Source organism: Propioniciclava sinopodophylli (assembly GCF_004324755.1).
In the GTDB taxonomy this organism is placed as follows: Bacteria; Actinomycetota; Actinomycetes; order Propionibacteriales; family Propionibacteriaceae; genus Propioniciclava; species Propioniciclava sinopodophylli.
On the sequence record NZ_SDMQ01000001.1, the window covers coordinates 321,775 to 335,461 of the forward strand.

Below are 13,687 nucleotides of genomic sequence, written 5' to 3' on the forward strand. Positions count from 1 at the left end.
GCGGGCTCCGGGGAGGGTGGGATCAGAGCGGATTGCGGGGGTCCGCCTTGGCCTGCTCCGCCGACACCTCGGCCTGGGTGCGTACGTCGTCCACGGCCGACCTGGCATCGTCGCGGACGTTCTCACCCGCGGCCGCGGCGACCCCCTTGACCCCCTCGACGGCGTCCTGTGCGGCCGGCTTGAGGTGGTCGGCGGCCTCCTGGGCCATCGCCTTGGCCTCCTCGACCAGCGGCTCCGCCTTGTCCTTGGCGGTGGCGGCGAGGTCCTGCTCGGCCCGCGTGGACGGGATGAGCCCACCGACGAGGGCGCCGAGGCCGAAGGCGATCAGGCCAGCGGCCAGCGGGTTGCCCTGCGCCTGCCGGCGCACCTGGCGGGGGGCGTCCGCCACCGCGATCTTGGCGTCCTCGACCGCGCCGGCGGCACGGTTCTGGACATCACCCACGGCGCCGTCGTCCCACGGGTCGTTCGGGTCGCCGAAGACGCGGTGCTTGAGGCTGGCCGCACCCTCCTTGACCTTGTCGACCTGGCGGCGAGCCACGTTGGCCGGGTTGGCGCCGTCACCGAGCGCGTTCACGTTGTCGCTGAGTTCGGCGCGGGTGCGCTCGATGTCCCGACGGATCTCCTCGGGCGAGTTGTGGACGGTCATCAGTTCTTCTCCTCGTTGCCGGTCACGGCGTTGGGAATCTTGCTCACGGTGTCGGCGGTCTCGGGCAGGCCCTTGACTCGCTTGAGTTCGCCCTTGCCGCTGTTCATCAGCACGAGGGCGACGATGCCGTAGACGACGGCGATGATCAGCCCGGACCAGCCGAGCGCCGGGCGCTCCGCCGCCCCGATGAGGACGGCGATGCCCCACCACGCGGCGAGCGAGGCGAACAGCAGGGCGAAGAAGCCGGCCACGCCGGCCCCACCGAGCAGCCCGGCACCCTTGCCCGCGCGGCTGGCCATCTGGCCAGCCTCCGCCTTGGCGAGGGCGACCTCCTGGCGGATCAGCGTGGAGGCGTTGCCGAGCAGGTCGCTGGCGATCTCACCGAGGGAGCGTGGGTCCTCGGCGAAGCGGTCGACAGGGGGCGGCGATTCCGCCTTGGTCGCGCTCGTTCCCAGCCCGGACGCGGTGGGTTCGGCGAGGGGCGGCGGGCCGTAGGGGTCGTTGGGGGTCTGGGTCATGCGGACCCCCAAGGACGGCCTGCGTTCGGGTCGAAGGTCTCGACCGGCTCGACCGGCACCACCGGATCGACGGGCGCGACGGGGGTCACACGGTCCGTCGACTCGAGCGAGCCGGAGGCCCGATAGCCGCCCTGCAGGGCGGCCGGGTCGTCGGCGTCGCGCAGGCTGCGGGCGAGGCGTCCAGCCAGGAGGCCAGCGCCACCCGCGATCGCGAGGAACGCCCACGGATTGCGCGCGGCGTAACGACGGACACCGGCCAGCGCCTGGTCGAGGTCGTTGTCGCGCAGCCACGCGGCCGCACGGTCGCCGTACTGCTCGCCGGTGTGCGCCAGGTTGGTGAGCGTGCCGTTGGCCTCGGGGGCGGACGCCATGGCGCGCAACTCATCGGTCAGGGCCTCCACCGCGTCTGCGAGGCGGCCCTGGACGGTGGACGCCTGGGTGCGGAGCTCCGAGACCGACTCGTCCAGCAGGCGGCGCCCCTGGACCTTGGCCTCGTCGACGACCTGGGCACCTTCGGCCTTGGCGGTCGCGAGGACGTCCTGACCGGCGGCGACGCCGGCGTCCTTGACGTCGGAGGCGGGGCCGGCGACCGATGCGACGGCCTCCCGCCGCTCACGCGCCGCGGGGTCGGTCGAGACGGGATCGGGGGTCAACCCCTGCCCTGCCGGGCGATAGGGGTCGTTGGGGTACGAAGACATTCAGGTCTCCTCTCGAAGGCACGAAATCCCGGCGGAGAGCCGGGCTGCGCCTCCCACGATTGCAGCATCTGCGCTAGTCAGCAAGCTATTGGCCCGATTTGACCAGCGAGGACGCCTCCGCGATCCGGGGCTTCGGTCCTCGGCAGAGGGATGACCCGGACCCAACCCCCACTCTCCCCCGAACACGTCCGGGCGTGCGTTGCGGCGACGGCCCCCAGGGGGGCTGGCACGGCGGTGGCCGCGGACGGGGGCGACGCGCCCACCGCGGCGACGACGCGACAGGACCCGACCTCGCCTCCCTGAACGCCGTCCTCCACGGGGCGGCGGCACCGACCTGCGCGTGGCCCTGGCTGCGATCGAGGAGCAGCGGCCCCGACCCACGCTCGCCGTGGTCCTCACCGACGGCCCCGCACCGCCTCGCCTCCATCGCTGCTGCCGCCCAGTCGGTGGGCGTCTTGGCACTGCCGGCCCACGCCCAGACAACGCGCCGGCTCCGGCTCGCTCCTGACCCGCGGGTGGTCCGGCTGGCTGGGTCAGCGGGTCCTCCGTCGCTGATGCGCACGACAAATGACGCTCAGCCGCCTCTCGATCTCGTGCTCGACCACCTCCCCCGCTCGGGGGCCGGGTCGCGCGTGGGTCGAGAGGCGGCTGAGCGTCACTTCGCCATCATGGGTGGGTCAGGCAGGCAGCAACCAACCGCGCCCGCCAGCGGGCGTTCTCGACGCCCAGCTCCGTGGCCCGCCGCCGCTGCAGGACGGCCAGCCGGCCGACCGCGACGAGGGCGGCGGCGAGCACCAGCGCGACCAGCCATTCCATAGCGCACCCCCGGCGTCCCTCAGGTGCACCGAGCCTAGGACATGCCCCCGGTCAGGCGTGCTTCGCGTGTCTGGCCCAGAAGAAGCAGTAGATGCCGTAGGCGCCGATGCCGGTGGCCAGTGCCACCAGCAGCCACGTGCCGAACGGCTGATTGAGGACGTGCTGGAGCGCCTTGTCGAGCCCGCCTGCCTTCTGGGCGTCCGCGTCGAGGGCCGCCCACAGGAACAGGACGCCGACGATGCCGATGGCGATGCCCTTGCCGATGAACCCCGCCTGGCCGAGGCGGAGCGCCTTGCCCGTGAGCGTCGTGTCGAGATCCTCGTTGAACGACTCACGGAACGCGCGCACGATCTGGGCGATGCCGTAGCCGAGCACGGCGAGGCCGACCAGGGCCACCAGCACCTGTCCGAACGGCAACGCGAGCAACCCCTCGGACAGCGACTCCTGGGCGTCCCCGCCGTCGTCGGCGTCCGGGCCGGACGCGATCCGCGCCGCCGACAGGCCCAGGTAGCCGTACAGCACCGCGCGCAGCGCGGCGGACACGCGCTTGCGGAGGCGCTTGAACCCGTCGAACTCGTGGAAACCGATCACGGCGGTGACCAGCTGCCAGACGACCAGGGCGAGGAACCCGACGGCCACGACCCACATCAGCCCGGCTCCCAGGGGCGTCTCGGCGAGCGAGCGCAGCGCCCCGGTGTTCGAGGCCTCCTCGCCCACACCCCGCATGCCCAGCGCCAGCCGGATCGCCATGGTCGCCACCAGCAGGTGCACGATGCCGTAGAAGACGAGGCCGACCTTCACCAGCCACTGGTAGGCCGTCGACTGCTCTACCTTCCGCGCCGCGCCCTTCCCCTTGCCAGCGGCTGCTCGGGCCGCCCTCTCCGCATCCCCCATGCCCGGAAGGCTAGCGGTCCAGCAGGCCCTGCTCCACGAGAAGCCGGACGAACCCGTGCAGTTGTTCCTCGGCCTCGGCGGGCGGGTCGTCGAAGACCGCCAGCACCTCGGCCACCACCGCGTCGGGCGTGCGCCGCTCGTCGCCGAACGCGGCGAAGACCGCGTCGCCGGGGGTGGTCAGCGTGAGAACCGGCCCGGCTGGCAGCGGCGCGGCGAGGATCGCCTCCTCGGTCTCCACCCAGCCCACGCGCGGCGAGCGCCGCAGGCCGGACGCCCCGGCCCCGGCCTCCGCGGCCGCCCCGTCGGGGGACGGCCAGCGCCCGGCGTCCCGCGCCAGCCCGGCGACGCCCGCGAACAGCGCCGGGACGGCGTCCGCCACCTCGGCGGCCTTGGGCAGCAGCTGCAACTCGCCCCACAGGGGGTGCGTGAACTGGCCGCGCGCACCGCGCCACCCCATCGTGCCCAGCACCGCGACGAGGGCGTCCGGGCCGCCGATGACGCTGATCCGGGCCCTGTCGCTGTCGGGCCCGCCGCCGTGCACCAGCGTGACGCCAAGGTCGCGCGCGACGACCTCGAGCGCCGCGTGGTGGAGGGCGAGCCGCTGGGCGTCCGTCAACGCGCCCGAGTCCGCGTCCGGGAGCGACGCACCGCGTCCGCCCCACTTCTGGGCGATCCAAGCCTGGTCGGCCGAGGTGTCCATGCGGAAGGACTGGTAGTGGGCGTCGAAGTAGGAGTGCGCGTGCAGGCAAACCATCGCGGGGTCGACGACGCACACGAGGCGCCCGTAGGCGGAGGTGAAGAAGTCGTTGTGGTCGACACGCTTGAGCTTGTCGTCGTAGCCGATCGCCCGCACGGACGCGGTGCGCGCGATGTAGAAGTTGGGCACTTTGTAAGCCACGGGGAGGCCGTCGATGAGCGTGCCGCGGCGCACGCGCGGCTCGCCGTCCTCGGCGTAGAGGGCGGCCGAGGAGTAGTCGGCCGTGCGCCACAGCGGCAGGTGGACGACCCGGCCGCCGACCACGTCGACCTCGGGGTTGCGGTCGAGGTAGTCGAGCACGCGGGCGACGTCGAAGTCGGGCAGCAGCACCATGTCGTCGTCGGTCATGAACACGTACTCGGTCTCCACGGCGGCCAGCAGGGCGTTGCGTCCCGCGCCGATGCCGGTGTCGAACGGCAGCGCCACGACCCGCGTCGCCGGGTCGTGCGGCGCCACCGGCGCACGGCTGTCATCGGCCACGACCACCGGACCCGAGAACACCCTCCGGATGCTGGCGAGCATCCGGCGCAGCACGGCCGGACGCTCGAACGTCTTCACGACCAGCGTGAGGTTGCCCGGGTCGACCGGCCCGCGCCCCCGGCGGCGCGCCCACGCGGACGCCACGGCCGTCTCGGCCCCGATCAGCCCCCCGTAGGCCCACTGCAGCACCGGACGCCGCCCCGTCCCGTGCGCGATCCCGGATACCCGGCGCTTCAGCGCCGCCTGCCACTCCCGACGCCCACCCATGCCCCCATTCGACCACACCCCCTCCGCCGAGAGCCCCGGTGTTGGGCGTCGACAGCCCCTGTCGGATTGTCGGCCCGAGATCGTAGTGTTTCGCGCATGACCACCCCTACCCCCTGCGACCTCGTGATGAAAGGCGGCGTGACGAGCGGCATCGTCTATCCCCGCCTCGTGACGCGCCTGTCCCACCGCCACCGCTTCGTGCGCATCGGCGGCGCGTCCGCGGGCGCGATCGCCGCCGCGTTCACCGCGGCCGCCGAGTTCGACCGCCACCGCCGCGCGGGTGGCCACGTGCCCGACACCGACAGCCCGACGGGTTTCGACCTGCTCCACCTCATGCCGGACGCCCTGGCCCACGGCCTCCCCGCCCTGTTCGCCCCCCGCAACGACCTCCGCCACCACCTCGGCGCGGTCCTCGCCCTCGTCGACAAGCGGGGCGCGGGCAAGGTCCTCCCGGCCCTGCGCCACACCGTCGCCGGCTCGGCCGGACGCCTCGGGCTCGGCCTGGTCGCCTGCCTCGCGTTCGGGGCCGCCCTGGCCTGGTGCACCTGGGCCACGGGCGCGGCCGACCCGTGGGTCGCGGTGCTGACCGGACTCCTCCTTGCGGTGCTGCTGTTCGGCATCGTGGCCCTCTTCTGTCTGGTCTGGTTCGTCAGGGTGGGCTTCGAACGCGCCGTCGACAACGGGTACGGGCTCGTCCGCGGCTTGACCGACCCCGACGCCGGCACCGAGCCCGGCGGAGCCCTGACCGAGTGGATCACCGACAACCTCGATGCCACGGCCGGCCTGCCCCCGGGCCGCCCTCTCACGTTCGGCGACCTCTGGGGGCCCGAGGCTGTCCGCGCCCACCGCCGGCTGCGGCTCGGCACCGGCGAGCGCGCCGTCGACCCGGCGAAGCTGGAGTCGTTCAAGCCGATCATCGACCTGCAGGTCATGACCACCTGCCTGTCGCTGCGGCGTCCGTACACGTTCCCGTTCACGACGCGGGTCTTCCACTGGTGCCCCGACTGCTGGGCCGGCTGGTTCCCCCCACGCGTGATCGACCACCTCGTCGCCACGTCCAGGCCGGCGCGCCCGGAGCGCCAGCGCATCGACGGGGTGCCGACGCTCATCCCCGACCACTGCCTGCACCACACGGGCGTGCCGTTGCGCCGCCTCCCCCACCCCTCCGACATGCCGGTGACGGTGGGCGTCCGGCTGAGCCTGTCGTTCCCGGGCGTGATCAGCGCGGTGCCGATGTGGGTGCTCGACCGGTACCGTGCCGAGGGCCATTGGGGCTGGCGCGAGGTGTGGTTCTCCGACGGGGGCCTCACGTCGAACTTCCCGCTGGAGTTCTTCGACGCCCCGCTGCCCGGCCACCCCACCTTCGGCGTGACACTCGAGGCCCCGCACCCCGACTTCCCCGACCAGCTGGCGTTCCGACCCCTGAGGAACAACTCCGGCATCCTCGGCCGGGTGCGCCCCATCACCGGCGTCGGCTCATTCGTCGAGGCGATCATCGGCGTGCTCGTCGACTGGCGCGACGCCCTCACCGTGCCGGCCGCGGGCAACCGCGACCGGGTCGTCGAGGTGCGCATCCCCGAGGACGCGGGCGGCCTCCACCTCACGATGCCGCCCGAGGTCGTCACCGAGGTGGCCCGCCGCGGAGACGCCGGGGCGGCCGAGCTGGAGTCCTTCGACTGGGACAACCACCGCTGGATCCGCTACCGCACCGCCACCGCCGGCCTGGGCGACCTGCTGCACGACGCCCGCGAGAACTGGGGCCACTACGCCGACCTGCTGGAGCGCGAGAAGCCGCCCAGCTACCCCGTTGACGAGGGCCGCGAGGTCGACGACCGCGCAGCGACGGCGTCCCTGCTGGCCACGGCCGAGCGCATCCGCGAACTCGGCTACCCCGCCCACACCGGCCAGGTGCCCACGCCCCGACGGCCGTTCCGGGCCACCCCGTCGACGTGAGGGGCCTGACCACGCCGTGACCCACCGCACCCGCACCTGGACGCCCGCGTGGCCGTGCCCCGTGGCGTCCATCTGGTCCACTTGGCGCCGCGGCACGGGTGACCCGACCTACCGCGTCGACGAGGCCGGACGCCACTGGCGCGCCCTGCACACTCCCACCGGCCCGGCGACTGTGCGCATCCTGCCCCGCCCCCAGGCGGGCACGGTCGAGGCGGACGCCTGGGGCGACGGCGCCGACTGGGCCCTGGACCAGCTGCCCCAGCTTCTGGGCGCCGACGACGACCCGACCGGCTTCGAGCCACGCCCTGAGCACCCCGTCCTGGCGCGGGCGTGGCACGTCCACCGGCACTGGCGGGTGGGCCGCGGCGGGGTGGTGTGGCAGGCGCTGCCGTCGGCGATCATCGAGCAGAAGGTGACCGGCCAGGAGGCGTTCGGCGCCCAGCGCCGCCTCGCGCGCCGCTTCGGGACGCCCGCGCCCGGCCCGGCCGCAGACCTCGGGCTGCGCCTGACCCCCACCCCGGAGCAGCTCCGCGCGATCCCGTCCTGGGAGTGGCTGCGCCTGCCGGTCGACCACGCCCGCTCGGCGACACTGCTGCGGGCCGCGCGGGTGGCGTCCGGCCTCGAGCGCACCATTGCGCGGCCGGACGCCGATGCCCGCCTGCGTTCGGTGCCCGGTATCGGGGTGTGGACGTCGGCCGAGGTGCGCCAGCGCGCCCACGGGGACGCCGACGCCGTGAGCTTCGGCGACTACCACGTGGCGCGCAGCATCGGGTGGGCGCTCATCGGTGAGCAGACCGACGACGACGCGGTCGCGGAGTTGCTCGAGCCGTACGCGGGGCACCGCTACCGGGTGCAGCGCCTGCTGGAACTGGCCGGCGTCCGGCACCCGCAACACGGCCCACGCATGGCACCGCGGGCCCACCTTCCGAGGTGAGCCCGCGGGCCGTCTTTGCGGGGTGTGTCAGGTCAGCTGAGCACCTTCAGCTGCCAGGGGTAGGTGTAGGACTCGCCGTTCCACGTCTTGATGGCTCCGACGATGCCGAGCACGATCGAGCCGAGCGCGCCGGCGATGATGAGCGGGATGCCGATGACGGCACCGATGACGGTGAACGTCAGCAGCCAGCCGATGATGCTCATCAGCCAGGTGGTCAGCACGAAGTTGAACGCGCCGGCCGAGGCGTTGCGCACGAAGGGCGAGCTGTCCTTCCTCACGAGGTAGACCACGAGGGGGCCGACGATGTTGAGCCAGCCGGCCGACACGATCGTGGCGATCGGCGCGGACAGGTGGGCGATCATCGCCCACAGTCGCTCGTCACCGCTGGCGCGGTGGCCGCCGGAGTGGTTGCGGCTGAGCGGCTGCCCGGCGTAGGGGTTCGAGTTGTAGGCGTCCTGGTAGGACGAGCCCGACGAGTAGGGCTGGCCGGTCTGGGGGAACGGCGGCGGCGCGTCCATCGGGTTGGCCCAGGGCTTTCCGCCCTGGGGGTTCGGCGAGGAGTTCTGGGCCTGCGGATCAGTCATGACTCCATGATCCACCCGATCCCGGTGCGTTTTAAGCCTCTCAAGGGGGTGGTCAGGGGGCGTTCGGGGAACACCCGGCCGACCCGGGGTGGAGAACGGAGGTCGAGCGGGTCAGCCCAGGGAGTTGAGGTGCCGCTGGAGGGCCCGCGTGGTCGCCGGGCCCCAGACGCCGTCGGCCGTCGCGCCGACGACCCGCTGGACGCCGCGCGTGGTCTGCGGCCCGCGGACGCCGTCCACCGCAACACCGACCTTGGCCTGAAGCGCACGGGTGGTCGCCGGGCCCCAGACGCCGTCGGCGTTGGTGCCGACCCACCGCTGCATGGCGGTGATCGTCGGGCGGTCCAAAGTGCCGTTGACAGCCAGGTCGCCGCCGGGGGCGGGCACCGGTGACGGTGCGGGCGCAGGCGTGCTGGGTGCTCCCTTCAACAGGAACGACTGGAGCGCACGTGTCGTGGCGGGGCCCCAGACGCCGTCCGGGCTGGCGCCCACCACGGTCTGGACGCGGACGGTGGTCTGCCGGTCGCGGATTCCGGTGACGGACGCCCCGACCTTGGCCTGCAGGGCGCGCGTGGTGGCCGGGCCCCAGATGCCGTCGGGGGACGCGCCGACCCACTTCTGCATCGCGATGATGGTCGGGCGGTCGAGGTCACCGTTGACGGTGAGGGTGTCGTTGGCGGGGGGCGCGGGCTGCGCGCCGCCGTCGTCGTTCACGGGCTGCGCGTAGCGGTCGGCCCCGCCGTTCTCCTTGGTCAGGCCGGCCTTCACCGAGCAGGTCGGCCACGCGCCTGGGCCCTGGACGTACAGCGTCCGGCGGGCGATCGCGATCTGCTGCGCCTTGGTGGCGTGGTGGGGGTAGTAGGCGTACTCGCGGCCGCCGAACGCGGCCCACGTGCTCAGCGAGAACTGGACGCCGCCGTAATAGCCGTTGCCGGTGTTGATCGACCAGTTGCCGCTGGACTCGCACCGGGCCACGCGGTCCCACACCTCGAACTCGTTCGCGCCGGCCTGGGACATCATCAGGCTGCCGCCCACAAGGGCGCCCCACGAGACCATGGCGGTTGCGACCAGTCCGGTCACGAGGCGGTTGCTGGGCATCACATGTCCTTCCGACGACGAGCGGGCCGGAATCGAGCATGCGGGCGTCCCTGAGGAATCGTCAAAGGATTACCGAGAAACCCTCAGGGAAAGGTCAAAGGTGCGAGGGGGCTCGTCAGCTCTGGTTGTAGAACGAGCCGGTGAGGTGCGCGGCGTCGTCCATGGCGGTCACGCCGGGCGGCGCGAGCACCAGCACGTAGGCGGTCACCTTGTCGATGTTGCCCTGCAGGCCGAACACCATGCCGGAGACGAAGTCGACCAGGCGGTGCATCTCCTCGGCGTCCATGCGGGTGAGGTCGAGCACCACGATGTCGCCGTCGCGCAGGTGCTCGCCGATCACCCGGGACTCCCGGTAGGAGGTCGGATGGAACACGACGATGCTGCGGGCCTGTGGCACGAGGGCTCCCTTCTGGCCGCACCAGTCTCCCAGACTGCGGCAGGACGCCGTGGGCACGACACCCTCCCTAACACACCCGCTGCGTCCGGACGGTTCGGTGCCAACGCCGCGGAACCCCGTGACTTTTCGCCCGATCCGAAAGAGGGTGTTCTCATGGACGCATCCACCGCCGCCATCAACCTCCGACTCGCACTCATCGGCCAGCCCTTGGTGGACGCCGAGGAGTTCGCCTCCGACACCACGATTGCCCCCCTGTTGGCCCGGCAGCGCGAGCTGTCCCGGCGGCTGTCCGACCGGCTCTCCCCCACCGACCAGCGCATCCAGGACTTCCTCGACGACTACCTCGCCGGCACGTCGACCAAGGTGGAGCTGCCCCGCCGCACGCTCGTCCTGGACCAGCCCGGGCTCGCGCGCGAACTGAGCCTGCCTGTCGACTCCGACTCCTTCTCCTCTGACCTGCTCTCGAGCTACCGCCTGGTCAACGGCGTCCTGCACAACCCCGCCAACGACCGCCGCACGACCGCGGGCGTGTTCCACATCGCCGAGGGCGGGCTGCCGATCCCCGACGACAAGGTCGCCGTCGACCGCGACGCCGCCGCGCGCATCTTCGCCGCCGCCTTCACCCCGCCGGCCGAAGCCCGGCGCCTGCCCTGGTCCTCGACCGCCGACGATCCGGCCGAGTGCTTCGTGTCGTTGCTGCTGCGTCCGCTCGTGGTGCCGGGGGTGCACGGCGTCAATCCCGAGCGCAGCCTCGAGGTGCGCTTCATCGTGCCGGGCGGCATGGTCGCCAACCTCGACTTCGTCGAGTCGATCTTCGGCAACGGCGGCGACCCCTACCTGCCCGAGAACGACGCTTCGCTCGACCCCGAGACCTGGACCGGCCACACCGGCCTGGTCGTGCTCGCCCCACACCTCACCGCGCTGACGAAGAAGGAGTTGGGCTTGCCCCACGTCTCCGAGGCCACCGAGCGCCAGAAGCGCGACGGCCAGTGCTGGGAGGCCGAGGACGAGCGCTACAACGGTGGCCAGGCCTTCAAGCTGTGCCTGCGCGACGCCCGCGGCGTCATCGCCACCGTGATCGCCGACAACTACTTCGGCTACTGCAAGAAGGAGGTCAAGACCCAGATCTCCTACTCCGCCAACCTGCTTGGCAACGCCGAGGAGGAGCACGCCGGTGGCGCCGTCGTGTTCCCGGCCTACAACCTCGGCCGCGAGTGGGTCGACGCCCGGACGCCCGCGTCCTACACCGTCGCGGACGCCGTGGCGCGCGACCCCGAGCTGTGGGAGCGGCAGCCCGCCGGTCACGCCGTCCACGCCGCGTGGGACCACCTGACGCTGGTGCCCGCCGGCGCGTCCTTCTCCCTGTCCAACCGCTCGGTGACCTGGGACGGCCCCGACGGCGCCGGCGAGATCCGCCTGGACGCCGGGCACACCTACCTGCTGCCCAACGGCTACCGCGTCCACGCCAAGCACCGCGAGACCGACCGCACGCACTGGCACCTGGTGGGCACCTCGTCGGAGCCGACGCACTGCCACAAACCGGCCACCGTGTCCGGCGGCGGCAAGAGCGAGATCAGCAAGTCGATCCTGGATGCCTTCCAGTTCGGCCCGATCTGGGTGTCGGACTTCGAGTCCGACATGGACCAGGTGCAGCAGCTCATCGACGGTGACTACCAGTGGCGCTTCGCCGACCCCGAGCGGAACGGCTCCGACCACCGCGGCATCCTGTCCGAGGAGCGCTCGCTGGGCTCGGTCATCAAGCTGATGACTCCCTCCAGCCGCTTCAGTGACGGCCACAACGCACACCTGCGCACGATCCCCGACCACGTGAAGGAACTGCTCTTCACGGTGAAGCGGTACCACCGGCCCGAGTGGGGCTCCGACTGGCGCAGCCACTTCAGCGTCCGCACGATCAACGGCCGCGAGGGCAACTCACTGCGCGTGGACGGTGACCCGGTGGTGGCCAACTACCTGCGCGTCGGCTTCGAGACGGACGGCTCGTGGCGCCTGTTCTCGCTGCGCCCCGACTTCTCGGCCGCCGTGAAGGTGCAGTCCGAGGACGACATCACGGCGTCCACCGTCGTGCCCGGCGCCAGCATTCCGCACGCGGATGCCACGGCGTCCGGCCTGTCACGCAAGGTGGTGGCCAACTGCGAGCAGCTCCTGTTCCAGCGCCCCGACGACGCGATCCACCGCGGCTACGACAAGCAGACCGAGATCGACATGAGCCAGCCCGGCACGTTCATCTCCAACTTCGAGCCGCTGACCCACGACGACGCCCGGGAGATGGTCGAGGACGTCCAGGCGTTCTCGCTGTACAGCGAGCCGATGGCCGGCCTCATCGAGTACGTGGCCGAGATGGCCGACGACGAGGGCCCCGCCTACTTCGTCAGCTCCTCGGAGCCGCGCCTGGTCAACGGCAAGCCGTCGAAGAACCCGCGGTACCTGCAGGTGCGCCCCGACCTGTCGAAGCCGGAGGCGACGGCCACGGCCGACATCGCGCTGCACCTGTTCCTGCGCGTTCCGCTCGACCAGCCGTGCCCCGCGCCGGTCGACATCGTCGCCGCCGGGCGCCGCAACAACGCGGCCGAGCCGGGCGTCCCGCCGCTGTGCACCTACAACCCGCTGCACTACATGGAGCTGCCCGAGCTCTTCATGGAGTTCATCAGCTCGATGACCGGCAAGTCCCCGTCGACGACGGGCGCAGGCTCGGAGGGCGCGATGACAAAGGGGCCGTTCAACGCGCTGCCGCCCATCTACGACCTGAACGCCGCCCTGCTCTCGTTCGTGCTGACCGGGTACGACGGCTGGCTGTCGTCGGCGGGCATGATCGGCCCCAAGGTCCGCATCGACCACGACTTCTCGATGCTGGTGCCCGAACTGTTCAGCCGCATGAAGGACGACGAGCGCTCGGCCGCCTCCCTGATCGCGAACGGCTACCTGGAGAAGCTGGCCGACTTCGAGCACGACGGCGCGACCGTCGCGGCGTCCCGGCTCGGCTACCGGATGAACGAGGCGTTCGCGACCACGTTCTTCGGGCGCATCTTCCTGCACCCCGACGTGGTGTTCACCCCCGAGATGCTCAAGCCGGAGCTCCAGGACCTCGACACCTTCGCCGAGTCGATGGCCACGATCGTGAAGACCCACGAGCGGGTCGCTCGGTCCTACTTCGGCGACGGCACGATCGTCGACGCCGTCCCGCCGCTGCGCGGACTGCTGGAGATCATGGCCAACGGCGCGACCAGCGAGGGCTGGACGCTCGACTCGGACGAGTTCCGCTCCCAGTTCGAGCGGGATGCCGTGCTCGCCTCCGACTGGTACGCAGCGCGGCTGGACGCCAAGCGGGCCGAGGAGCTGCGCCAGGCGCACCGTGCGACGTTCGGGCTGGGCGACTTCCTCGCCGAGCCGGCGAACGCCGAGGCCGCCGACCGCCTTGGCATCGCCGACCGTCTGGCGGACGCCGAGGCGTCCGTGGAGCGGCTGGGGTCCGCCGCGTACCGCGCGTCGCTCGTGGGCACGATCGGGCGCCAGCCCCTGGGCTGAACCACTCACGCCTTGGCTGGGCCCGTCGGAGCGGATTCGGCGGACCCAGCCGTGCGGGTGACAAGCGCAAAGGGTTGATCCCCTGCAATCAACCTCATAGCATTG

The 13,687-nt window shown here is 72.1% G+C and carries 12 protein-coding genes; 3 read left to right on the top strand and 9 right to left on the bottom strand.

What is annotated here, in order from left to right:
• Positions 1-22 precede the first annotated feature (22 nt).
• The 6 genes from ET989_RS01575 to ET989_RS01595 all read right to left on the bottom strand — a co-directional run bounded on the left by ET989_RS01575 (position 23) and on the right by ET989_RS01595 (position 5,076).
• Entirely contained in the window at positions 23-646 is a 624-nt protein-coding gene (locus tag ET989_RS01575; RefSeq protein ID WP_131166790.1) for a DUF3618 domain-containing protein, read from the bottom strand.
• Positions 646-1,164 carry a phage holin family protein gene (locus ET989_RS01580; protein WP_131166791.1) on the bottom strand — a complete coding sequence of 173 codons (519 nt, stop codon included), beginning with the start codon at positions 1,162-1,164 and terminating at the stop codon, positions 646-648. Before ET989_RS01580 ends, ET989_RS01575 begins: the two co-directional genes overlap by 1 nt.
• Positions 1,161-1,862 carry a hypothetical protein gene (locus tag ET989_RS01585; protein ID WP_131166792.1) on the bottom strand — a complete coding sequence of 234 codons (702 nt, stop codon included), beginning with the start codon at positions 1,860-1,862 and terminating at the stop codon, positions 1,161-1,163. The genes ET989_RS01580 and ET989_RS01585 overlap by 4 nt, the downstream gene beginning before the upstream one ends.
• Before the next feature lie 666 nt (positions 1,863-2,528).
• Entirely contained in the window at positions 2,529-2,678 is a 150-nt protein-coding gene (locus tag ET989_RS14745) for a hypothetical protein (RefSeq protein WP_165489976.1), read from the bottom strand.
• 51 nt (positions 2,679-2,729) lie between these two features.
• Positions 2,730-3,572 carry a DUF1206 domain-containing protein gene (locus tag ET989_RS01590; RefSeq protein ID WP_131166793.1) on the bottom strand — a complete coding sequence of 281 codons (843 nt, stop codon included), beginning with the start codon at positions 3,570-3,572 and terminating at the stop codon, positions 2,730-2,732.
• A gap of 10 nt (positions 3,573-3,582) precedes the next feature.
• The gene (locus ET989_RS01595) at positions 3,583-5,076 is read right to left on the bottom strand and encodes a glycosyltransferase (RefSeq protein WP_131166794.1); all 1,494 of its coding nucleotides are present in this window, start codon (positions 5,074-5,076) and stop codon (positions 3,583-3,585) included.
• 96 nt (positions 5,077-5,172) lie between these two features.
• On the opposite strand from ET989_RS01595, the gene ET989_RS15205 reads away from it, so the two are divergent.
• On the top strand, positions 5,173-7,029 hold the full coding sequence (locus tag ET989_RS15205) for a patatin-like phospholipase domain-containing protein (RefSeq protein ID WP_131166795.1): 1,857 nt from the start codon (positions 5,173-5,175) through the stop codon (positions 7,027-7,029).
• Between the two features lie 16 nt (positions 7,030-7,045).
• Complete coding sequence (locus ET989_RS01605; RefSeq protein ID WP_131166796.1) at positions 7,046-7,963, top strand: DNA-3-methyladenine glycosylase family protein; 918 nt, start codon at positions 7,046-7,048, stop codon at positions 7,961-7,963.
• Between the two features lie 32 nt (positions 7,964-7,995).
• Here the strand turns inward: ET989_RS01605 and ET989_RS01610 are convergent, their stop codons facing one another.
• The 3 genes from ET989_RS01610 to ET989_RS14755 all read right to left on the bottom strand — a co-directional run bounded on the left by ET989_RS01610 (position 7,996) and on the right by ET989_RS14755 (position 10,039).
• A complete protein-coding gene (locus ET989_RS01610) occupies positions 7,996-8,547 on the bottom strand; it encodes a DUF4870 domain-containing protein (RefSeq protein WP_206662169.1) in 552 nt (183 codons plus the stop codon).
• A gap of 111 nt (positions 8,548-8,658) precedes the next feature.
• Positions 8,659-9,642, bottom strand: coding sequence for a transglycosylase family protein (locus tag ET989_RS15750; RefSeq protein WP_206662170.1), 984 nt, complete (start codon positions 9,640-9,642; stop codon positions 8,659-8,661).
• Between the two features lie 115 nt (positions 9,643-9,757).
• The gene (locus ET989_RS14755; protein WP_165489977.1) at positions 9,758-10,039 is read right to left on the bottom strand and encodes a cell division protein SepF; all 282 of its coding nucleotides are present in this window, start codon (positions 10,037-10,039) and stop codon (positions 9,758-9,760) included.
• A 153-nt stretch (positions 10,040-10,192) separates the two neighbouring features.
• On the opposite strand from ET989_RS14755, the gene ET989_RS01625 reads away from it, so the two are divergent.
• The gene (locus tag ET989_RS01625; RefSeq protein ID WP_131166797.1) at positions 10,193-13,582 is read left to right on the top strand and encodes a PPi-type phosphoenolpyruvate carboxykinase family protein; all 3,390 of its coding nucleotides are present in this window, start codon (positions 10,193-10,195) and stop codon (positions 13,580-13,582) included.
• The last annotated feature ends 105 nt before the right edge of the window (positions 13,583-13,687 follow it).

What these genes read in the sequence shown, in the direction of transcription:
- ET989_RS01575 (WP_131166790.1), bottom strand. Translation starts at nt 646, where the DNA reads ATGACCGTCCACAACTCGCCCGAGGAGATCCGTCGGGACATCGAGCGC.
- ET989_RS01580 (WP_131166791.1), bottom strand. Translation starts at nt 1,164, where the DNA reads ATGACCCAGACCCCCAACGACCCCTACGGCCCGCCGCCCCTCGCCGAA.
- ET989_RS01585 (WP_131166792.1), bottom strand. Translation starts at nt 1,862, where the DNA reads ATGTCTTCGTACCCCAACGACCCCTATCGCCCGGCAGGGCAGGGGTTG.
- ET989_RS14745 (WP_165489976.1), bottom strand. Translation starts at nt 2,678, where the DNA reads ATGGAATGGCTGGTCGCGCTGGTGCTCGCCGCCGCCCTCGTCGCGGTC.
- ET989_RS01590 (WP_131166793.1), bottom strand. Translation starts at nt 3,572, where the DNA reads ATGGGGGATGCGGAGAGGGCGGCCCGAGCAGCCGCTGGCAAGGGGAAG.
- ET989_RS01595 (WP_131166794.1), bottom strand. Translation starts at nt 5,076, where the DNA reads ATGGGTGGGCGTCGGGAGTGGCAGGCGGCGCTGAAGCGCCGGGTATCC.
- ET989_RS15205 (WP_131166795.1), top strand. Translation starts at nt 5,173, where the DNA reads ATGACCACCCCTACCCCCTGCGACCTCGTGATGAAAGGCGGCGTGACG.
- ET989_RS01610 (WP_206662169.1), bottom strand. Translation starts at nt 8,547, where the DNA reads ATGACTGATCCGCAGGCCCAGAACTCCTCGCCGAACCCCCAGGGCGGA.
- ET989_RS15750 (WP_206662170.1), bottom strand. Translation starts at nt 9,642, where the DNA reads ATGCCCAGCAACCGCCTCGTGACCGGACTGGTCGCAACCGCCATGGTC.
- ET989_RS01625 (WP_131166797.1), top strand. Translation starts at nt 10,193, where the DNA reads ATGGACGCATCCACCGCCGCCATCAACCTCCGACTCGCACTCATCGGC.